Origin of the sequence: Brenneria sp. g21c3 (genome assembly GCF_040240345.1) — a bacterium.
In the GTDB taxonomy this organism is placed as follows: domain Bacteria; phylum Pseudomonadota; class Gammaproteobacteria; order Enterobacterales; family Enterobacteriaceae; genus Brenneria.
The window spans coordinates 334,488-355,779 of sequence record NZ_JBEIAB010000001.1 but is presented as its reverse complement, the minus strand read 5'-3'; the positions used below and the strand labels follow the sequence as shown (position 1 = coordinate 355,779).

Below are 21,292 nucleotides of genomic sequence, written 5' to 3'. Positions count from 1 at the left end.
TCTATGCTAAACGTATCAGGCGACAAGTTGTACTGGTAATCGGCTGAAAATAGCGGCGGCGGTTAAAGAGAGGTCTCTGCGCATGTTGACCGCCGGCAGAGCATCAAACAAAGATGCCTGCCGGGTTGGTTACGCCTTCGGCTTAAAACGCAGCAGACGATTGGCGTTGCTGACCACGGTAATGGAGGAGAGCGCCATAGCGGCGCCGGCGACCACCGGGTTTAACAGGGTGCCGGTCAGCGGATAGAGGACGCCCGCCGCAATCGGGATCCCCAGCGAATTGTAGACGAACGCCCCCAGCAGATTTTGTTTCATATTGCGCAGCGTGGCTTTGGAAATGGCCAGGGCGTCGGCCACGCCGTGCAGGCTGTGGCGCATCAGCGTAATCGCCGCGGTTTCGATGGCGATATCGCTGCCGCCGCCCATGGCGATCCCCACATCGGCCTGCGCCAGCGCGGGAGCGTCGTTAATGCCGTCGCCGATCATCGCCACGCGTTTCCCCTGTTCCTGCAACTGCCGGATGGCATCCGCCTTGCCGTCCGGCAATATGCCGGCGATCACCCGGTCGATACCGGCCTCTTTGGCGATCGCGTTGGCCGTTAGCGGATTATCGCCGGTTAACATCACCAACTCATAGCCCTGATGGCGCAGGCGCTGTAAGGCCGCGACGCTGTCGGCGCGTAATGGATCGCGGATGAAGAACACGGCGGCGAGCTGACCGTCGGCCGCCAGCAATACCGGCGTGATGCCGCGCTGAGCCTGTTCATCGATCAGCGTTTCGCCGGCGGGAATATCAATATTATGCTGTTTCAACAACGCCGGATTGCCGAGCAGCAACGCGACGCCGTCAGCCTGTCCGCTGACGCCCAGACCGCGCAAGGTTCTGAACTGCTCGATCGCCGTCAGGCTCAGCCCTTCCGCCCGTTCGACGACGGCGCGCGCCAGCGGGTGGTTCGCGCCTTGCTCCAGCGACGCGGCCCAGATCAAAACCTGCTGTTCCGTCGCCGCGCCAAAGGCGTGAACCTCGACGACCTGCGGCTGGCCTTCGGTCAGGGTGCCGGTTTTGTCGAAAACCAGCGTATCCAGCCTGCTGGCCTGTTGTAAGGCATCGGCGTCGCGCACCAGCACGCCGAATTCCGCCGCGCGGCCCACCCCGGAAATAATCGACATCGGCGTCGCCAGGCCGAGGGCGCACGGGCAGGCGATAATCAGTACGGTGGTGGCGATCACCAGCGTATAGACAATTTGCGGCGCCGGCCCGGCGAAGAACCAGACCGCGCCGCTGATGACGGCGATCGCCACCACCACCGGCACGAAGACCGCGGAAATGCGATCCGCCAGTTGGCCGATGGCCGGTTTACTGCTTTGCGCCTGCCGAACCAGCCGGATGATACGCGAGAGCGTCGTCTGGCTGCCGATAGCGTCCGCGCGGAACAATGCGCTGCCGTCGGTCACCAGCGTGCCGGCGTGAACCGTATGGCCTTGATCTTTTTGCTGCGGCAGCGGTTCGCCGGTCAGCATCGCTTCGTCGACCCAGATTTCTCCTTGCAGGATCTCGCCGTCGACGGGAATACGGTCGCCGGTGGTCAGACGTAACGTCATCCCGGACCGCACGGCGGCCAGCGGCAGCGTTTTCTCGCCGTCCGGCGTCACTACGCGGGCGGTCGGCGGGGTGAGATCCAGCAGCTTTTCCAGCGCCTGGGAGGAACGCTGGCGGGCGCGTTGCTCCAGCGCATGACCCAGATTGATCAAACCGATGATCATCGCGCTGGCCTCATAATAGAGGTGACGCGCCGCCATGGGGAAAACGTCCGGCCACAGGTTGACGGTAATGGAATAGAGCCAGGCCGCGCCGGTGCCGAGCGCCACCAGCGTATCCATCGTGGCGGCGCCGTTCTTCAGGCTGCGCCAGGCGTTGCGATAAAAATGTCCGCCGGCGAACACCATCACCGCCAGCGTCAGCGCGCCGACAAGCAGCCACGGCGTGCGGCTTTCGGGCGTCAGGGTCATACTGCCGCCCAGCACGCCCCAGAGCATTAGCGGCGCCCCCAGCAGCAGGCCAAGCGCCGCCTGCCACTGAAAGCGCCGGATGCTTTGCTGCGAAGTTTGTTGCCGGCGCGCGCGGCGTTGCTCTTCATCCTGAATGATTTCCGCGCCGTAGCCCGCTTGTTCAACGGCGGCGATCAACGCTTGCGGCGTCGCGTGTCCGCTCACCAGCGCGCTGCGCTCGGCCAGGTTCACGCGCGCCTGCGTCACGCCGGTCACGCCCTGCAAGGCTTTTTGCACCCGGCTGACGCAACTGGCGCAGCTCATCCCCTGGAGCAGCATTTGTACATTATCATCATCAGGGGCAGCGTCGAGGACGGGAATTTCCTCAACGGCGGGAGAGGCCGGAACATTACTCTGGGCCGCTGGCAGCGTTTCCGGCGTGGTCGCTACCTGTGCCAGCGGCTCAGTTTTTGGGTGAGACGGCTCCGGCAATACGCTGGCCTGATACCCGGCCTGTTCTACCGCGCCGATCAGCGCGGCAGGCGCCGCATCGCCGTAGATATCGGCCCGCTCTTTTGATACTTGCGCCGCGACCACGCCCTGCACGCCTTCCAGCGCCTTCCGCGTTGAGGCGACGCAATGCTGGCAGCTTAATCCGGACAGTTGCAGAGCGATATCCGGGGCCGCAGCCTGGCTTGCCTCGTATCCCGCCTGTTCGATACTGGCGATCAGCGCGGGCAGTTGCGCCTCGCCCGTCACTTTGGCGTAATTCAGCGAGACGTCCGCCTGTTCGACGTCCGGCAGCGCTTCCAGCGTTTTTTTCACCCGCTGTATGCAGTGTCCGCAGGTGAGTCCCTGCAATGACAAAACGAGAGTTTGCGACATAACAATGATCTCCGGTGAGGATAATCGGCGGTCGGATATATTGACCGTCTGCCTGATTTCTATGAGTTGTAAAGCAGGTTAAACCTTCCATCAAGGGGAGGGTCAAGCGTTTATTTCGCTGATGAAAGCGACCTGTTGACATCAACCGCTATATCGCGAGCGCGCTTTGAAAAAGCCGCTATAAGGCAGGGGAATCCGGCAGGTTTCTGAAATTTTGCGCCGTACTATTGTTGACGGCGCTGGTCGTTGAATTATGGTTCTGGTTTTCCTGGCAAATCAGGTCGCGAGAGACGCTGATTTGCCGGGTTATTCGACGATAGCATTAATGGTCGAGGGGGATTTGGTCATAAGCGCATGAATAATCTTGTCCGCTTGCGTCGCGGCTTGACTGTTTAATCGATAAAAATAGAAGACCAGTGCGGCAAACACGCCCGCATACAAGATCACCGCCCACAGGTATTCGATGGTCATCAGAAAAATGGTTTTCATCGTACCGCCCATATCAAATCCGAAGCCAAAATATCCTTGATAACGGTCGAAAAGAAGCACAAACGCGAAAATTAACGGGGGTAACGCTAAAATCCCCGTCATGATGTTGGCGACGCGTTTGCGTTTATCCAGATTGGCGTAGGTTGAACCGCCCATGTATCGTTCAATCTCGATAATCTGATGAGAAAGGTCATCTTTCGACGTGACGGGTACATTGTGACGTTCAATGTATTGATGAAGCTCTTTCAGCCGTTGTGCATTATCAATCGACTGACTCAACGCTTTGAAATATCCCATAACATTCCTGTTTTATCCATTCATTCAATCATCGTCTGCTTGCCGGTTTTTATGGCAAACCCATCGCTTCGCTCAATTGTACATAAATCAATATACTCATTGAAATCATTTAATAATGGCGTGCGCCAGAGGCGCTGGCTTTGGAAAACATCGTCGATAAATATTCAGATTTGATGCGGTTGCCCTGACAGCTCATCGTCGATGGCGTATGCTCATTTTGATAGGCTATCTTCCGCGAGGAATGGGCAAGAGGTGCATGATGAATATCAGCGATGTGGCAAAAAAAACCGGACTCACCAGTAAAACCATCCGCTTCTATGAAGAGAAAGGGGTGCTGACCGCGCCGCTGCGTTCTGAAAACGGTTACCGCAGCTATAATGCCCATCACATCGAAGAGCTGACGCTGCTGCGTCAGGCCCGTCAGGTAGGGTTTACCTTAGACGAGTGCCGGGAACTGGTCGCGCTGTTTAACGATCCGTTACGGCGCAGCGCCGACGTCAAGGCGCGCACGATGCAGAAAGTCACGGAAATTGAAGCCCATATCGAAGAACTGAAGGCGATGCGCCGGCGTTTGCTGGCGCTGGCGGAACAATGTCCGGGCGACGGCGGCGCGGATTGCCCGATTATCAATAATCTGGCCGGCTGCTGTCATGCCAAAAACATAAAATAAATTATTGAATTCAGATAAATATGTTTTGGCGGAATAATAATGTCTTTGTGCTGAAAAGAGACCTGTCTCGCGTTTGTTTCGCCCGTGGAATTTTATAATCATCACCGTCATAGGAGAGATATAAACTAAAAAGAATAATCAACATGATACGATCCGTAATTAGAACCGTTTTTAATAAAGCCAATTTGTCACTTGTCTCACCTGAGATCACCACCAGCCTACGCGCGTTTTTTCCTCATAGTTTACGCAGTAAAATGATATTTCTGGCGGTGTTTATGGTATTTCTCCCTACTTTAATCATGGCTTATATTGTGGAAATCCAGGGAAAAGAAGCCCTGTTGCGAGAGAAAGAGAAAAAACTTTATGCCGTCACCCACCTTCTGGATGATGTACTGGACGATAAATTAGAACTATTCGCCGATCTTCCCCGCACCGAGCGTATTCATGCGCTGAATCAGCATTTATCTGCGGCGACGGATAAAATAACGCAGGCTTTTTTAAATGTGGGCGCCGGGTATTACAGTAAAAAATTAGATGCGATTATTACTTATGCGCCGCAGGATCAATACGGTGATACCGTTGGCTCCGCTATTTCAGACGAACATCCCGGCAGGCAGGTTATGTTGACGGGAGAGCCGTCGATAAAATCGGGTTTTCAGGTCAGAGGACATATTATGAATGCCATGATCCCGATTGTTCGACATGGCGAAATAATCGGTTATATTTGGGCTAACGAATTATCCAATGATATTGATAAACAAGCCATGGCAATGGATATCAGTATTATTACGGTTATTACCATCGGTTTGATGATTAGTCTTTTTCTGATTATCAATTTCTCCCGCCGTCTTACCCGAGATGTGGATTTAATCGAAGCGGGGCTAAATCAGCTTCCCGTTGATTTAAAAACACAGTTGCCGCCGTTGCAGGGGGAAATGGGCCGAATCGCCGCCAGTATTAACACCTTGTCTCGCGCCCTGCGGGAGGTTCGAACATTAAATGAATTAATTATTGAGAGCGCGGCCGATGGCGTAATCAGTATTGATAATTACGGTAAAATAACCATGTGCAATCCGGCGGCGCAGGCGATATCCGGATACAGTCATGAAGAGTTAATCGGCAAACATTACCAATCCGTTTTTGATAAAGAGGGTTTTCAAAGTCCGGTGCTGGATACCCTGATGCATGGCGTCGGACATGTCGGGGTCGAATTGGATTATCCGGCGAAAGAAAAGATTTTACAGATCAAGGCCAGCAGTAGTCGGCTAAGGAATGCGGAAGGCGAAATCATTGGCGCGCTGGTGATTTTTACCGATCTCACCGCGCAAAAGCAGATGCAAAAACAAATTGAACGGGCGGAGCGCCTGGCGACCCTGGGCGAACTGATGGCGGGCGTCGCCCATGAGGTGCGCAATCCGCTGACGGCAATCAGCGGTTTTGTACAATATCTGAAAGAGGGAGAACGGGATCTCCAGCGGGTTGAATATATCAACATTATTCTCAAGGAAGTGCGCTCCATTAATAACGTGATACAGCAATTACTTGATTTTGCCCGGCCTCATCCGCGCCGTTATCAGTGTATCGCCATTAATACGCTAATTCGCGAAACGCTATTGCTGGTGCATACGCATGGTTTGGATAATCGGGTGGATTTCACTATTACGCTGGATGAAACATTACCGGATATTGAAGCGGACGCCGAATTGCTGAAACAGGTGATCCTGAACTTAATGATTAATGCCGTTCAGGCGATCCCGGCGCGCGGCGAAATTGAGGTTTCTACCCGCCGCTATGGCGACGATAAGTTACAAATCCAAATTCGCGATAGCGGCGTCGGGATCGATCCCGATGTCATGGAAAAGATATTCACGCCGTTTTTCACCACCAAACCGACCGGTACCGGACTGGGGCTCTCTATCGCCCAGCGTATTATGACGGCCCACAGCGGCGATATTACGATAGAAAGCCGGCCGCAGCACGGCACGACGGTAACCCTGATTCTTCCGATTCTGACGTGTGACAGGAGCATGCAATGACCCAACCGTATCGTATTCTTATTGCGGATGATGAAGAGAGCGTCCGCCGGATGCTGACTGCGGTATTTTCCAGCGACGGTCATCAGGTTATCTGCTCCGGGGATGGGCAGTCGGCCATCTCCGCCTACAGGGAGCAGCGGCCTGATATTGTGCTGATGGATATCAGAATGCCCAACGTCAACGGCATCAGCGCGCTGAAACGTATGCGGGAAATTCAACAGGATATTCCCATTATTCTGATGACGGCCTACGCGGCGGTGGAGACGGCGGTTGAAGCCTTGCGGCTGGGGGCCTTTGATTATGTGATAAAACCGTTTGAGCTGGATGAGTTAAAATTGCTAATGAGCCGGGCGCTGCAATTACGCGATATGAAACAGGAAATTAATTTACTGCATCGTGAGTTGTCGGAAAGCTATACCTGGGATCGCATTTTGACCAACAATCCGAAAATGATGGAGCTATGCCGGGATATTGCCAAGGTAGCCCATAGTAATGCGACGGCGCTGATTACCGGCGAGAGCGGCACCGGTAAGGAATTGATCGCCAGAGCGATTCATTATAATAGCGCCAGAGCGAACGGGCCGTTTATTCGGGTGAACTGCGGCGCTTTGCCGGAGTCGTTACTGGAAAGCGAACTGTTCGGTCATGAAAAGGGGGCGTTTACCGGCGCGCAAATGCAACGGCAAGGGCTGTTTGAACGCGCGCACTGCGGAACCTTGCTGCTGGATGAGATAGGAGAGATGCCTTATAACTTGCAGGTCAAACTGCTACGCGTTTTGCAGGAGCGGGAATTTGAACGGCTTGGCGGCAGTCAGACGATTAAAACCGATATTCGCATTATTGCCGCCACCAATCGAAATCTGGCTGAAATGATTGATAGCGGCGAGTTTCGGCGCGATTTGTTTTATCGTTTAAACGTGATGCATTTATCCTCGCTCCCTCTTAGAGAAAGGCCGGAAGATATCGCTTTGCTGTCGCAGCATTTTTTACATAAGTTCAGCGCTGAGAATGGTAAGGAAATCATTGGGCTGGATATTAGCGCCATCGTCGCGCTTGAAAAGTATAGCTGGCCGGGCAATGTTCGCGAACTGGAGAATGCCATTGAGCGTGCGGTGATCATGAGCACCGGATTTATGATTTTCGCCGACGATTTGCCGCAACAGGTGCAACAGATAAGTGATAATGACCCGCAAGATGATATGGCCGCGCCTATTGACGACGGCGGGCCGGGTCTGAAAGAACGGATGAAATCCTACGAACGCGAGCTGATTTTCAAGGCGTTGAATAATAACCAGGGTAATCGGATGCAAACAGCAAAAATATTAGGCATCAGTCGGCGCGCGCTAATTTATAAATTACAAGAGTATTGCATCGAATAAAAATTAAATTATAGTTAATGTGATGTTATTATTAAAGCTAGCCTTGTTATTGGTTGGCTTTTTTATTATGTGATCCATTTCACCAAAACACCCGCTTTGTGCGCAATTTTATGTGCGCAGTTCCGACGTTTAATTTCACATTATCTTTTCTTTTTTATTTTTATTTTGATCGGATTATATTTTTATTTGTTTTATTTCATTGTGTTGCAAATTTAGGTCGTTGCCGGAAAAGCTGGCCTGCGCTTTGCAATTCCTGAGTGGATCCATTTTCCATTGGATATAACCCCAGGAGTCATAATGAAAGATAAAAGAATAAAAATATCTCAGGTCGCCCAATATTTTAATGACGGCATGACAATCATGGTCGGCGGTTTTATGGGGATAGGTACGCCTCCTCGTTTAATTGCCGCCTTACTCGATTCCGGCGTAAAAGAACTTACGTTGATTTGCAACGACACGGCCTTTGTCGATACCGGTATCGGCCCGTTGATTACCAACGGACGCGTGAAAAAGGTTATTGCCTCTCATATTGGTACTAACCCTGAAACGGGGCGACGGATGATCGCCGGCGAGATCGATGTCGAGCTGGTTCCTCAGGGAACGCTGACCGAACGTATTCGCTGCGGAGGCGCCGGGCTGGGGGGCGTGCTGACGCCCACCGGCGTCGGCACCGTGGTTGAAGAGGGCAAACAAAAGATTACCCAAAACGGTATCGACTATTTGCTGGAACTGCCGTTACGCGCGGATCTGGCGCTCATTCAGGCTCACACCGCCGATTTGTTCGGCAATCTCACTTATGAACTCACCGCCCGTAATTTCAATCCGCTTATCGCGCTGGCGGCGGACCGGGTCATCGTTGAACCGGATGCGTTGGTCAATACCGGCGATATCGCCCCGGATGTCGTCGTCACCCCCGGCGCCCTGATTAATCACATCGTCGTTCCCATGGAGGCTGCTGCATGAATACCAAGACACTTATTGCTCAACGTGTTGCGCAGGAATTACAGGATGGCGACATTGTCAATCTGGGGATTGGGCTGCCGACGCTGGTCGCCAATTATCTGCCTGAGAATGTGGATATCACGCTTCAGTCTGAAAATGGTTTTCTGGGACTGGGGCCGATAGGGGAGCCTCATCCCAATCTGGTTAATGCCGGCGGGCAACCTTGCGGCATGCTGCCGGGAGCGGCGATGTTCGACAGCGCGTTCTCGTTTGCCCTGATCCGCGGGGGGCACGTGGATGTCAGCGTACTCGGCGGGTTGCAGGTCGATCAGCAGGCGAATCTGGCTAACTGGATGGTCCCCGGAAAAATGGTGCCCGGTATGGGCGGAGCAATGGACCTGGTGACCGGCGCCCGTAAAGTCATCATTGCGATGGAGCATTGCGCAAAAGACGGTTCATCCAAACTGCTGGCGCATTGCACATTACCGCTGACCGCTAAAAATAAAGTCGACATGGTGGTGACGGAGCTTGGCGTGTTCGTGTTCGATTACGGACAACTTACGCTCACTGAATTGGCGCCGGGCGTAGCGCTGGAAACGGTAAAGGAAAAAACCGCGGCCAGGTTTATCGTCGCCGACAATCTGAAGGTGATGCCGGTTGTCGTGAGTGAGGCGGCATCATGATCGGAAAAATTTCCAGAGGGATGACGACGGTCGTCAGCCGTTACCTTCCCGATCCGCTTATCTTCGCGATGTTACTGACTATTCTGATGTTTATCATCGGACTGACGTTTACGCCGCATACGCCGATGGATATGGTGAAAATGTGGGGAGATGGATTCTGGAATCTGCTTGGTTTCGGGATGCAGATGGCGTTGATCATTGTTACCGGTCATGCGTTGGCCAGTTCTCCACCGGTTAAGCGGGTGCTGAAGAACACGGCTTCACTGGCGAAAACGCCGGTTCAGGGCGTGATGCTGGTGACGTTTTTCGGTCTGGTTGCCTGCGTCATCAACTGGGGATTCGGCTTAATCGTGGGCGCGATGTTCGCCCGTGAAGTGGCTCGTCGCGTACCTGGCTCCGATTATCCGCTGTTAATCGCCTGCGCCTACATCGGTTTCCTCTCCTGGGGCGGGGGATTCTCCGGCTCAATGCCGTTACTGGCGGCGACGCCGGGTAATCCGGTGGAGCATATCGCCGGCATTATACCCATCGGTGAAACCCTGCTGACCGGCTATAACTTTTTCATCACGATTGGGCTGATTATCGTCATGCCTTTCGTGACGAGAATGATGATGCCGAAGCCAGAAAATGTGATCGCCATCGATCCCGCATTGCTGGAAGAGGAACCCGATTTTCAGAAGAAACTGCCGGCCGATGCTTCGATAGCGGAAAAGCTGGAAGAAAGCCGGATTATTACGCTGATTATCTGTGCGCTGGGCGTGGCCTATCTCGGCATGTACTTCTGGAAAAACGGTTTCAATATCACCATCAATACGGTCAATCTGATGTTTCTGGTCGGCGGCATGTTACTGCATAAAACGCCGATGGCGTATATGCGGGCCATTTCCGCCGCGGCGCGTAGTACCTCCGGTATTCTGGTGCAGTTTCCTTTCTATGCCGGTATTCAACTGATGATGGAGCATTCCGGCCTCGGCGGCATGATTACCGAGTGGTTCATCAACATCGCCAATAAAGACACCTTCCCCGTCATGACGTTCTTCAGTTCCGCGTTAATTAACTTTGCCGTGCCTTCCGGCGGCGGACACTGGGTCATTCAAGGACCGTTTGTTCTGCCCGCCGCTCAGGCTCTGGGCGCCGATCTGGGCAAAGCCACCATGGCCATCGCCTATGGCGAACAGTGGATGAACATGGCTCAACCGTTCTGGGCGCTGCCGGCGCTGGCCATCGCCGGGCTGGGCGTGCGCGACATCATGGGCTATTGCGTCACCGCTTTGCTGTTCTCCGGCGTCATTTTCGTTATTGGTCTCACGCTGTTCTGACCCTCATCATAAGGAATACAAATAATGAATAATCCCGTTATCGTCAGTGCTACCCGTACCGCGGTAGGCAGTTTTAATGGCGGTCTGGCAACCGTGTCGGCCACCGATCTGGGCGCGTACGTGATCCGTGAAGCCATCCGCCGGGCCGGCATCGAGGCCGGCGTGATTGATGAAGTTATCATGGGAAATGTTTTACAGGCGGGGCTGGGACAGAATCCGGCGCGCCAGGCGGCGTTGAAAGGCGGTATTACGCAAGAAATCAGTTCATTCACCGTGAATAAAGTCTGTGGTTCCGGCCTGAAAAGCGTGGCGCTGGCGGCGCAGGCTATCCGTTCAGGCGATGCCCATGTCGTGCTGGCCGGCGGTATGGAAAATATGAGTCAGGCGCCGTATCTGCTTGATAGCAAAGCCCGCTGGGGATACCGCCTCGGTCATGGCAATCTTCAGGATGTTATTCTGCAAGACGGTCTGCTTTGCGCCATTAATGGTTACCACATGGGTATTACGGCGGAAAATGTGGCGAAAGCGTACCAGATTACCCGGGAACAACAGGATAACGCCGCGTTGGCTTCCCAGCAAAAAGCGGCGGCGGCGATAGAGCAAGGCGCTTTTGCGAAGGAAATTATCCCTGTGGTGATTAAAGGCCGAAAGGGCGAGGTGATTTTCGATACCGATGAGCATCCGCGGCCTGAAACCACGCTGGAAAAACTGGCTGCGTTGCGCCCGGCATTTGATAAACAGGGTTCGGTGACGGCGGGCAACGCCTCCGGCATCAACGATGGCGCGGCGGCGCTGATCGTGATGTCCGAAGCGCGCGCCCGCGAGCTGGGGCTGAAACCTCTGGCGCGTATCCGTGGCTATGCCAGCGGCGGCGTCGGGCCGGATGTCATGGGCATGGGGCCGGTGCCTGCAACGTTGAATGTACTGAAAAACACGGGATTAAGCCTGTCGGATATCGATCTGATTGAAGCGAATGAAGCCTTTGCCGCACAGTTTCTGGCTGTAGGGAAAGAGCTGGGGTTTGCTGAGGAAAAGGTCAATGTGAATGGCGGCGCGATTGCGCTGGGACATCCGATTGGCGCCAGCGGCGCGCGTATTCTGGTGACGCTGTTGCACGCGATGGAGGCCAGGGATAAAGCGCTGGGTCTGGCGACGCTGTGTATCGGCGGCGGTCAGGGAACGGCAATGATCGTTGAACGGGTTTAAGGATTGAGATACTCGGGGACGAGAGGTTTAGCCTCATCATGCTGTTTGCCTGAGTATCTTGACGTTCGGCTATCATCAGCGGTGTAGACGATACCCGTTTAAGGAAGGGTATTTAAGGTTCTGGCGTGGTATTTTCACGCCAGAATCCGATGGAGTATGGCGTCAACTCAGGGATTGCGGCGTGACCGGGCGCACATGCAGCGTAATGCCATCAATGGCGATCACTTCAATATGCGTTCCGGCTGCCAGATCCTGCTCTGATTTTACCCGCCAGGTGCCGTCGCCGATTTTGATGCGGCCAAAACCATCCACTATGGGTTCGACAAGCGTGGCGCGCCGGCCAATCAGCTGTTGTCCGCGCTGATTGAGCGTGGAGGCCGGACGGGCAAGCGTGCGCTTACGCAGCCAGTACCACCAGAGCACGGCGGTGATGATGGTCAGAACCGCAAAAGCCATGCCTTGCCACGGCCACGCCAGCGGCATCAGCCAGACCAGCAGCCCGACCAATACCGCGGATATCCCGCTCCATAACAGATAGCCGCTGGCGCCCAGCAACTCGGCCGCCAGCAGCAGACCGCCGAGCGACAGCCAGAACCAGTGCGCATTTTCCATCACCAGTTCAATATCCATTATCGACTCCGTTTATCCTGGCTATCTTTAATCAGTTCGGTAATACCGCCGATAGCCCCCATCAGGTTGCTGGCTTCCAGCGGCATCATGATGACTTTGCTGTTGTTGGATGAACCGATCTGTTGCAGCGCGTCGGTATATTTCTGCGCCACGAAATAGTTGATGGCCTGAATATTGCCCGCGGCGATCGCCTCGGAGACCATTTTGGTCGCCTGCGCTTCGGCTTCCGCCGCACGTTCACGCGCTTCCGCTTCTAAAAAGGCGGACTGGCGCTGGCCTTCCGCTTTCAGGATCTGCGACTGTTTCTCCCCCTCGGCGCGCAGAATGGCGGCCTGGCGAACCCCTTCGGCCTCAAGAATATCGGCGCGTTTGTTACGTTCCGCCTTCATCTGCGCATTCATCGCCGCAATCAGCTCGGCCGGCGGGCGCACATCGCGGATTTCGATTCGGGTGATTTTAACGCCCCAGGGGTTGGTGGCCTCATCGACGATATGCAGCAGACGGCTGTTAATGCTATCGCGCTGGGAGAGCATTTCGTCCAGCTCCATCGAACCCAGCACGGTACGGAAGTTGGTCATGGTCAGGTTGACGATCGCCTGCTCCAGATTGCTGACCTCATAAGCGGCGCGCGCCGGATCGATAACCTGGATAAAACAGACCGCGTCGATCGCCACATTGGCGTTGTCGCGTGAAATGACCTCCTGTGACGGGATATCCAGCACCTGTTCCATCATATTGATTTTGCGGCCGACGCGATCCATAAACGGCACCACCAGATTCAGCCCCGGCATTAATGTTTTGGTATAGCGACCGAAGCGTTCGACGGTCCATTGATAGCCCTGCGGGACGATTTTAATACCTGACCAGACGATGATCAGTGCGACAATAATCAAAACGGGAATGACGCTAAACATTATCTAAAACCTCCTGGTTGTTTTATCTGCCGTTAGTGTAACGTACTCAAGGATAAAAAGGGGAGGCAATGCGGTTTTATGATAGCGGCGAGGGGCGGTCTGGGGCGGGATACGTAATCAGGTAAGTGAAAGATGAAAAAACGTTTAAAATATGCGCTGATTGATTTGGTTTTCGAGCTTATTCCCATGATGGCGATAATCGCGATCGCCATTTTTTCCGTTAGTTTTTTCCCTGACCACTGGCACTATATTACCGGTGTGGGAATAGTGGTCGTGTTTATTTTATTTTGGAAATTAGCCAAAAAGCCCTGGTAAACGCTGAAGCGTCGTTCACTACCGGGCTTACATATCCAATTCAATATCGTTAACGGGCATGCAGCAGCAGGGCAGGATCTCCCCTTGCTGAATGCAGGCCAGCGGCGTCTGGCGGTAGGCGACTTTGCCTTTCAGCAGGCGCAGTCGGCAGGAGCCGCAGTAGCCGGAACGGCACTGGTACTCGACGCTGACCTGATGGGACTCCAGCACATCCAGCAAGGAATGTCCTGTCTCCGCACAGGTCAGCTGCGCGCCGGAAGCGCGCAGCGTGATGGTTGATGCCGTCATAGGATTACAGTTGGAAGTCGCTGAGGTCATCGGCATTGATTTCGGAATCAATCTGCCCCACCAGATAAGAGCTGACTTCCACTTCCTGCGGCGCGACCTGCACGTTATCGGAAACCAGCCAGGCGTTAATCCACGGGATCGGGTTGGTGCGCGTTTCGAACGGCAGCGACAGTCCCACGGCCTGCATACGAATATTGGTAATATATTCAATGTACTGACACAAAATATCTTTGTTCAGACCGATCATGGAGCCATCGCGGAACAGATATTCGGCCCACTCTTTTTCCTGCTGCGCGGCCAGGACGAACAGGTCGTAGCATTCCTGCTGACATTCTGCGGCAATCTGCGCCATATCCGGATCGTCATGGCCGGAACGCATCAGGTTCAGCATATGCTGGGTGCCGGTCAGGTGCAGCGCTTCATCGCGGGCGATCAGCTTGATGATTTTGGCGTTGCCTTCCATCAGTTCACGCTCGGCAAAAGCGAACGAGCAGGCGAAGCTGACGTAGAAACGGATCGCTTCCAGCGCGTTCACGCTCATCAGGCACAGGTACAGGCGCTTTTTCAGTTCATACAAATTGACGGTGACGGTTTTGCCATCCACCTGATGCGTGCCTTCGCCCAGCAGATGATAGTAGCCGGTCATTTCAATTAGCGTGTCGTAGTAGCCGGAGATATCCTTGGCGCGTTTGAGGATCTCTTCATTGGTGACGATGTCGTCGAATACCAGTGACGGATCGTTAACGATGTTGCGGATGATGTGCGTATAGGAGCGCGAGTGAATGGTTTCGGAAAACGCCCAGGTTTCCACCCAGGTTTCCAGTTCCGGAATGGAAATCAGCGGCAGCAGCGCCACGTTCGGGCTGCGGCCCTGAATGGAGTCCAGCAGGGTCTGGTATTTCAGGTTGCTGATGAAAATATGTTTTTCATGCTCAGGCAGCGCCTGATAATCGATACGATCGCGGGAAACGTCGACCTCTTCCGGACGCCAGAAGAAAGAGAGCTGTTTTTCAATCAGCTTTTCGAAAATTTCGTATTTCTGCTGATCGTAACGGGCAACGTTAACCGACTGACCAAAAAACATGGGTTCCAGTAGCTGGTCGTTTTTATTCTGTGAAAAAGTGGTATAGGCCATTGTTCTCTCCAAAAAAATGCCGGGAGCATTTTTTAACGCCGCTTGCGGCGGCCGTAGGGGCGGGCAGGATAGCCCGCCATAAAAAAATGCCGGGAGCATTTTTTAACGCCGCTTGCGGCGGCCCACAAAGGTGGTTGCAGGGATTGCCCGCGATAAAAAACGCAGAAGCTGCATAGCAGCCTGAGGTCGTCTGAGTCACCCTCTCCCGGCCTTCCCCTTGTCAGGGGGAGGCGCCAACTCCCTCCCCTGCGAAGGGGAGGGTTGGGGTGGGGTGTCGGCAGCCTGCGTCAAGGCTTAAATCTTACAGGCTCCGCCTTCGCAACCGTCGTCCTGCGGCTCGGCCGACAGGTCATCCTGCGCGTCTTCAGCGCCGTCGCGGGTGTTTTGATAGTAAAGCGTTTTGACGCCGAACTTATACGCCGTCAGCAGATCTTTCAGCAACTGTTTCATCGGCACTTTTCCCGATGCGAAACGCGACGGATCGTAGTTGGTGTTGGACGAAATGGCCTGATCGACAAATTTCTGCATCAGGCCGACCAGTTGCAGGTAGCCGTCGTTGCCGGGCATTTCCCACAGCAGTTCGTAAGCGTCTTTCAGCGTTTCATATTCAGGCACCACCTGACGCAGAATACCATCTTTGGACGCCTTAACGCTGATGTGACCGCGCGGCGGTTCAATACCGTTGGTGGCGTTGGAGATCTGCGAAGAGGTTTCAGACGGCATCAGCGCGGACAGCGTCGAGTTGCGCAAACCGTATTCCTTAATGTCGTTGCGCAGCGTTTCCCAGTCGTAATGCAGCGGTTCGTTGCAAATCGCATCCAGATCGCGTTTATAGGTATCAATCGGCAAGACGCCCTGAGAATAGGTGGTTTCGTTGAACCACGGGCAGGCGCCTTGTTCGCGCGCCAGCACGTTAGAGGCTTTCAACAGATAATATTGAATGGCTTCGAACGTTTTATGCGTCAGGTTATTGGCGCTGCCGTCGGAGTAGCGCACGCCGTTTTTCGCCAGATAGTAGGCGAAGTTAATCACGCCGATGCCCAGCGTACGACGGCCCATGGCGCCGCGTTGGGCGGCCGGGATCGGGTAGTCCTGATAATCCAGCAGCGCGTCCAGCGCGCGAACCGCCAGCGTCGCCAGCTCTTCCAGATCGTCAAGGCTGTCGATGGCGCCGAGGTTAAAGGCGGACAGCGTACAAAGCGCGATCTCGCCGTTTTCGTCGTTCACATCTTCCAGCGGCTTGGTCGGCAGGGCGATTTCCAGGCACAGGTTGGACTGACGCACCGGAGCGACCTCGGCGTCAAACGGGCTATGGGTATTGCAGTGGTCTACGTTCTGAATGTAGATGCGGCCGGTCGAGGCGCGTTCCTGCATCATCAGCGAGAACAGCTCAACCGCTTTAATGCGCTGCTTACGGATGCTGTCGTCCTGTTCATATTGTACGTAGAGACGTTCGAATTCGTCCTGATCGGCAAAGAAGGCGTCATAAAGCCCCGGAACGTCCGACGGGCTGAACAGCGTAATATCGCCGCCTTTCACCAGACGTTGATACATCAGCTTGTTGAGCTGCACGCCGTAATCGAGGTGACGAACGCGGTTGCCTTCCACGCCGCGGTTGTTTTTCAGCACCAGCAGACTTTCCACTTCCAGATGCCATAGCGGGTAGAACAAGGTGGCCGCGCCGCCGCGCACGCCGCCCTGGGAACAGGATTTCACCGCCGTCTGGAAGTGTTTATAGAACGGGATACAACCGGTATGGAAAGCCTCGCCGCCGCGGATCGGGCTGCCCAGCGCGCGAATGCGGCCGGCATTGATGCCGATGCCCGCACGTTGAGAAACGTATTTCACAATGGCGCTGGAGGTGGCGTTGATGGAATCCAGGCTGTCGCCGCATTCGATCAGCACGCAAGAGCTGAACTGACGGGTAGGGGTGCGCACGCCGGACATAATCGGCGTCGGCAGTGAAATTTTGAATGTCGAGATGGCGTCGTAGAAACGCTTCACGTAATCCAGTCGGGTTTCACGCGGATAGCCGGAGAACAGACACGCGGCGACCAGAATATACAGGAACTGGGCGCTCTCGTAGATTTCGCCGGTCACGCGGTTCTGAACCAGGTATTTCCCTTCCAACTGCTTGACCGCGGCATAAGAGAAGTTCATATCGCGCCAGTGATCGACGAAGCCGTCCATCTCGGCGAACTCTTCCGCGCTATAGTCTTCCAACAGGTGCTCGTCGTATTTGCCCAGTTCGACCATCTTTTTCACGTGATCGAGCAGCGCGGGCGGCTCAAACTGACCGTAAGCCTTTTTGCGTAGGTGGAAGATGGCGAGACGCGCCGCCAGATACTGATAATCCGGGCTTTCACGGGAAATCAGATCGGCCGCGGCTTTGATAATGGTTTCATGGATATCCGCGGTGCGGATGCCGTCATAAAACTGAATGTGGGAGCGCAGTTCGACCTGAGATACGGAGACGTTGTGCAATCCTTCAGCGGCCCAGGTAATGACTCGGTGGATTTTATCCAGATTGATTTTTTCTTTACTGCCATCGCGCTTGGTTACTAGCAGGCTCTGGTTCATGGGAAGTAACACCTATTATCCGTTTTTTTAACCCTGTAATGATTGCCGAGTACAACAGAAAAAGCCAGGCGCGACGGCGCCTTTTTGTTGGCGGCAAACACAATATATAGGGGGTGATTTTGATTTGATAACAAGATAATGAGAAAAACGGCTTATTGCAAGTGAGCAAAACCGGGGTAGATTGTGGATAACTTGGGTAGGAAATGTTATTGATTCGCTAAACGCCGGTTCACTCGCGGCCTGTGGTGTTGTCAATGCATGGGGATAAAAAAATAAATATTTGATCGGTTGCCGCTTTCTTGTTCGCGCTGAAAACCGCTGCTTTGATCCAATCGCCAATGCGGCATCCTGGCTCGGAATGGATTGCTTATCAAGTCGCCAGCTTTTAACGATATTTTAATAAAATAGCTTATGGCGCTACATTGCGGGCCGGACGGCTCGGCATACCCGTCGGCGCGGGTATGCGCGGGAGCCGCGAAGAGACGCGGGCGGCGGTTACGCCTCGCGCCGGGTGTGCAGCGTGTAATTAACATCCACGTTCGGGCCGAGTTTGAAGTGGTCCGTCAGCGGGTTGTAGTGCAGCCCGATGATATGTTGTTCGCGCAGCGGCGTGGCATCGATCCAGCCAATCAATTCCGCCGGACGGATGAATTTTTTTATATCATGCGTGCCGCGCGGCACCAGCTTCAGAATATATTCGGCGCCGATCACCGCCATCGCCCAGGCTTTAGCATTGCGATTAATGGTGGAGAAAAAGACGTCGCCGCCCGGTTTGACCAGTTGCGCGCAGGCCTGAACCACGGATTGCGGATCGGGAACGTGCTCCAGCATCTCCATGCAGGTCACCACGTCGTATTCGCCCGCATGCGCCTGCGCGTGGGCTTCCACGGTTTCCTGCACGTAGTTCACCGTTATGCCGCTTTCCAGTGCGTGCAATCGGGCCACCTGCAACGGCTCCGCGCCCATATCCAGGCCGGTAACCTCGGCGCCTTCTTTCGCCATGCTTTCGGCCAGAATACCGCCGCCGCAACCCACATCCAGCACTTTTTTGCCAAACAAACCTTCGGCATGCTGCGCGATATACCCCAGTCGCAGCGGGTTGATGCGGTGCAGGGGTTTGAATTCGCCTTCCAGATCCCACCAGCGCGACGCGATCGCCTCAAATTTGGCGATTTCCTGCTGGTCGACGTTCGCGGTTTGATTTTCTGCATTCATATGCAATCACTGCCTTTGGTTATCATTTATTGGGGCGAGTATATACCATACCGTCCATCTTACAGCCTGTACTCATGTCGACTTCAGTGATGTCTTGAGATTAACGACCACCATTCATAGCGACGATGGCAATCCTGCGCTCGCGTGCCGTCCAGGACGGTGAATGACGCGTAATCCGCCTGCTGCAAAGGGTGCAGCGTTCTGATGTCGTCAAAATAATAGATATGATTCCGGTCGCGGGCGAAATAGTGGTTGAGAAACGTCAGGGTGGGCAAGTGGATGCGCCGGGCGCTGACGGTATAACGTTCGCATAGCAACTTTTTTTGGCCGATCATCACAAAAAACGGATGGGGGAAGTGTAGTTCTTCGGGGGTAAAATCGATCTTGACCCGTTTTCCGTGGCAGAACAGATGCCGTTGGTCATAGGCATAAATACCGTGGAAATGCGTTTGCGCCGCGGACAGATCCTTTTTTATGCTGCCGTGATAATAAACGTGCGTCTTGTCGCGCGCCCAGCCGTAATCGTAGCTTTTGAATGAAGCCAAATCGGCTTTTTTTATCGCTTGCGGTAAATGATAAAAAATGGTGTGACACCATACCGTCGCGCCATCGGTGAAATAGGTTTGCGAATAATCGAGCAGGCGGAAGCGTTCTACGGGCTGCGCGGAAAAACGCTCCGGCACGTTTTTTTCCGGATTATGGAAAGGAATAAGGTATAAACCAAACCGATCGCCGCACAGGTACGGCGTCAGCAGCCGGAAGCTCTCCACGTCCATATCATCCAGCCGCTGTTGGTGAAAATAGAGCCAGCGTCCGGCCTGAAAGCCCTGACCTATCTCCCTGAGCGACGCCGGCGCCTCATCTTCCACATGATTAAGCCGCCGCCACCAGCGCGGCCGGTATTCAGGATGGGCGGCGAAAAACTCGCCCCACCGTTCTTTCTCCTGCTGGCCCATACTGCCGGTACTTCCCAGCGCCCGATTGTCGTCGCAGGTGAACAGTTGATCGTTCCACGGAACGGCGATAAAGCTGTCCGCGTCAACGTCCAGCGGTTTATTTTGATAAAACACCGTATGGTCGTCGCGATAATAGTTGTCGCAGATATGGCGGAAGGTCGCGCCGTCGGCGTTTTTAATGCGCTGTCCGCAGCAGTAGGCATAGCGATCGTCAACGGCGAAATAGTCGCTGTTTACCTGAGGGAGACGAGTATCGCTGAATATATGACCGCGGGGGTAAACCTTGAGCAGCCGAAAATCGCCGTGGTAACGGATTGTTTTGCCGGTAATGTAATACGCGCGTTTGGCGTCTTTGGCATAGCGCTGATTCAGGCGCTGGAACGTGGCAAGATCGCCGTTTTTGATCAGATAGTGGTAGATTTTGACCACCTTACTCCCCATTTGCCCCTGCACGATAAGATCCTCGCCATCGGTTCCCCAGCGCGGTGCAAGCATGCGGAAGTTTTCCGGATGTTTAATCGCCAACGGCTCGCCGTTTTTATCGCGCAGCGGTTGCAGCTTTGCATCGCAAATCTGTCCGTTCACCCATAAATAACCGTTGTGATTGGTTTGCCGCAGCGCGCCGGCCGGGTAGGGAAGGCGAGAGCCGGAAGCGTAGACGTCATCACCGTGAGTAAGGTACGTATACGGTGAAAATTGCGGCAATGGGCTAACGTTAAGCAGCGGCAGCGGCGCCAGTTTGCCGGGCGTCACTGCGTCCAGCCGTTCAAAATAGGGCAGCGTTTTTCCAGGTTGCGTCGTCAGCAAGTGATTGTGAACGTCTGAAATGTGGTAAACGCAATAGACGTTCGCCGCATCGCGAAGATAGTAGAGGGTATCGGCTTGCGTCGGCGTGAATAACCAGCAGAGGCGTTCGCCGAGGCGGAATGGCAGCGGCAGCGCTTCGGTAAACCAGGGTTCATTATCCGAATACAGGTTGTCCGGCAGGTAATAGTCGCATTCCGTAGCGCGCAGCAGCCAGGGAAAATCGCGGTGACGGTACAACGGCTCACCGGCACGGCACGGAGAGGCCGGGTGTCGCGAGCGCAACAGTTTGGCCGCACGCTGTTCTATATTTTCATGGGGATTGATATCGCCGTCCATACGGCGTTGTAAACGCGCTCGGGCATTGCTGGTTTCCGCCAGAAATTGACCGCCGATGAAAGCATAAGGTCCATGCCAGACTACAGGTTGTATTATCCACTCGCTGTTCACGCCGATTCCTTTTGTTGCTATTGGGTGAGTCGATGATTTTACTCATGCGGATTCAAAGAATGCCACAGGGATTGATGTGGGCCTACACATTCCCCGAGCGCCATAGTTTT

The 21,292-nt window shown here is 54.3% G+C and carries 17 protein-coding genes; 8 read left to right on the top strand and 9 right to left on the bottom strand.

Going from position 1 to position 21,292, the window contains the following annotated elements:
• Positions 1–129: 129 nt before the first annotated feature.
• Positions 130–2,874: a copper-exporting P-type ATPase CopA gene (copA, locus tag ABRZ28_RS01605; RefSeq protein ID WP_330519337.1), complete on the bottom strand. Its 2,745-nt coding sequence runs from the start codon at positions 2,872–2,874 to the stop codon at positions 130–132.
• Between the two features lie 306 nt (positions 2,875–3,180).
• On the bottom strand, positions 3,181–3,660 hold the full coding sequence (locus ABRZ28_RS01600; protein ID WP_319603508.1) for a DUF6097 family protein: 480 nt from the start codon (positions 3,658–3,660) through the stop codon (positions 3,181–3,183).
• A gap of 259 nt (positions 3,661–3,919) precedes the next feature.
• Here ABRZ28_RS01600 and cueR point away from each other — a divergent pair, with 259 nt between their 5' ends.
• The 7 genes from cueR (at position 3,920) to ABRZ28_RS01565 (ending at position 11,895) form a co-directional block, all read left to right on the top strand.
• Positions 3,920–4,330, top strand: a complete 411-nt coding sequence (gene cueR, locus ABRZ28_RS01595) for a Cu(I)-responsive transcriptional regulator (protein ID WP_319603696.1) — start codon at positions 3,920–3,922, stop codon at positions 4,328–4,330.
• Between the two features lie 143 nt (positions 4,331–4,473).
• Positions 4,474–6,366 (top strand): two-component system sensor histidine kinase AtoS, encoded by a 1,893-nt coding sequence (gene atoS / locus ABRZ28_RS01590; RefSeq protein WP_413556158.1) that lies wholly within the window; start codon positions 4,474–4,476, stop codon positions 6,364–6,366.
• Entirely contained in the window at positions 6,363–7,745 is a 1,383-nt protein-coding gene (gene atoC / locus ABRZ28_RS01585; RefSeq protein WP_319603507.1) for an acetoacetate metabolism transcriptional regulator AtoC, read from the top strand. Before atoS ends, atoC begins: the two co-directional genes overlap by 4 nt.
• Positions 7,746–8,042: 297 nt before the next feature.
• Entirely contained in the window at positions 8,043–8,708 is a 666-nt protein-coding gene (gene atoD, locus ABRZ28_RS01580) for an acetate CoA-transferase subunit alpha (RefSeq protein ID WP_319603506.1), read from the top strand.
• On the top strand, positions 8,705–9,370 hold the full coding sequence (locus tag ABRZ28_RS01575; RefSeq protein ID WP_330519336.1) for a CoA transferase subunit B: 666 nt from the start codon (positions 8,705–8,707) through the stop codon (positions 9,368–9,370). Before atoD ends, ABRZ28_RS01575 begins: the two co-directional genes overlap by 4 nt.
• Complete coding sequence (locus ABRZ28_RS01570; RefSeq protein WP_319603504.1) at positions 9,367–10,689, top strand: TIGR00366 family protein; 1,323 nt, start codon at positions 9,367–9,369, stop codon at positions 10,687–10,689. The genes ABRZ28_RS01575 and ABRZ28_RS01570 overlap by 4 nt, the downstream gene beginning before the upstream one ends.
• 24 nt (positions 10,690–10,713) lie before the next feature.
• Positions 10,714–11,895: an acetyl-CoA C-acetyltransferase gene (locus tag ABRZ28_RS01565; protein WP_319603503.1), complete on the top strand. Its 1,182-nt coding sequence runs from the start codon at positions 10,714–10,716 to the stop codon at positions 11,893–11,895.
• 162 nt (positions 11,896–12,057) lie between these two features.
• Here the strand turns inward: ABRZ28_RS01565 and ABRZ28_RS01560 are convergent, their stop codons facing one another.
• Together ABRZ28_RS01560 and ABRZ28_RS01555 are read right to left on the bottom strand one after the other, a co-directional pair.
• Complete coding sequence (locus ABRZ28_RS01560; RefSeq protein ID WP_319603502.1) at positions 12,058–12,525, bottom strand: NfeD family protein; 468 nt, start codon at positions 12,523–12,525, stop codon at positions 12,058–12,060.
• Positions 12,525–13,439, bottom strand: coding sequence for an SPFH domain-containing protein (locus ABRZ28_RS01555; protein WP_330519335.1), 915 nt, complete (start codon positions 13,437–13,439; stop codon positions 12,525–12,527). Before ABRZ28_RS01555 ends, ABRZ28_RS01560 begins: the two co-directional genes overlap by 1 nt.
• A gap of 132 nt (positions 13,440–13,571) precedes the next feature.
• Between ABRZ28_RS01555 and ABRZ28_RS01550 the strand changes: the two genes are divergently transcribed.
• Positions 13,572–13,754, top strand: a complete 183-nt coding sequence (locus ABRZ28_RS01550; protein WP_319603500.1) for a hypothetical protein — start codon at positions 13,572–13,574, stop codon at positions 13,752–13,754.
• Between the two features lie 27 nt (positions 13,755–13,781).
• On the opposite strand, the gene yfaE is transcribed toward ABRZ28_RS01550, so the two are convergent.
• The 5 genes from yfaE to ABRZ28_RS01525 all read right to left on the bottom strand — a co-directional run bounded on the left by yfaE (position 13,782) and on the right by ABRZ28_RS01525 (position 21,182).
• Positions 13,782–14,042: a class I ribonucleotide reductase maintenance protein YfaE gene (yfaE, locus tag ABRZ28_RS01545; protein WP_319603499.1), complete on the bottom strand. Its 261-nt coding sequence runs from the start codon at positions 14,040–14,042 to the stop codon at positions 13,782–13,784.
• Positions 14,043–14,046: 4 nt separating this feature from the next.
• Positions 14,047–15,177, bottom strand: a complete 1,131-nt coding sequence (gene nrdB, locus ABRZ28_RS01540; protein ID WP_319603498.1) for a class Ia ribonucleoside-diphosphate reductase subunit beta — start codon at positions 15,175–15,177, stop codon at positions 14,047–14,049.
• A gap of 294 nt (positions 15,178–15,471) precedes the next feature.
• On the bottom strand, positions 15,472–17,757 hold the full coding sequence (gene nrdA / locus ABRZ28_RS01535; RefSeq protein ID WP_330519334.1) for a class 1a ribonucleoside-diphosphate reductase subunit alpha: 2,286 nt from the start codon (positions 17,755–17,757) through the stop codon (positions 15,472–15,474).
• Positions 17,758–18,252: 495 nt separating this feature from the next.
• Entirely contained in the window at positions 18,253–18,972 is a 720-nt protein-coding gene (gene ubiG, locus ABRZ28_RS01530; RefSeq protein WP_330519333.1) for a bifunctional 2-polyprenyl-6-hydroxyphenol methylase/3-demethylubiquinol 3-O-methyltransferase UbiG, read from the bottom strand.
• Between the two features lie 83 nt (positions 18,973–19,055).
• The gene (locus ABRZ28_RS01525; RefSeq protein ID WP_330519332.1) at positions 19,056–21,182 is read right to left on the bottom strand and encodes a DKNYY domain-containing protein; all 2,127 of its coding nucleotides are present in this window, start codon (positions 21,180–21,182) and stop codon (positions 19,056–19,058) included.
• Between the last annotated feature and the right edge of the window lie 110 nt (positions 21,183–21,292).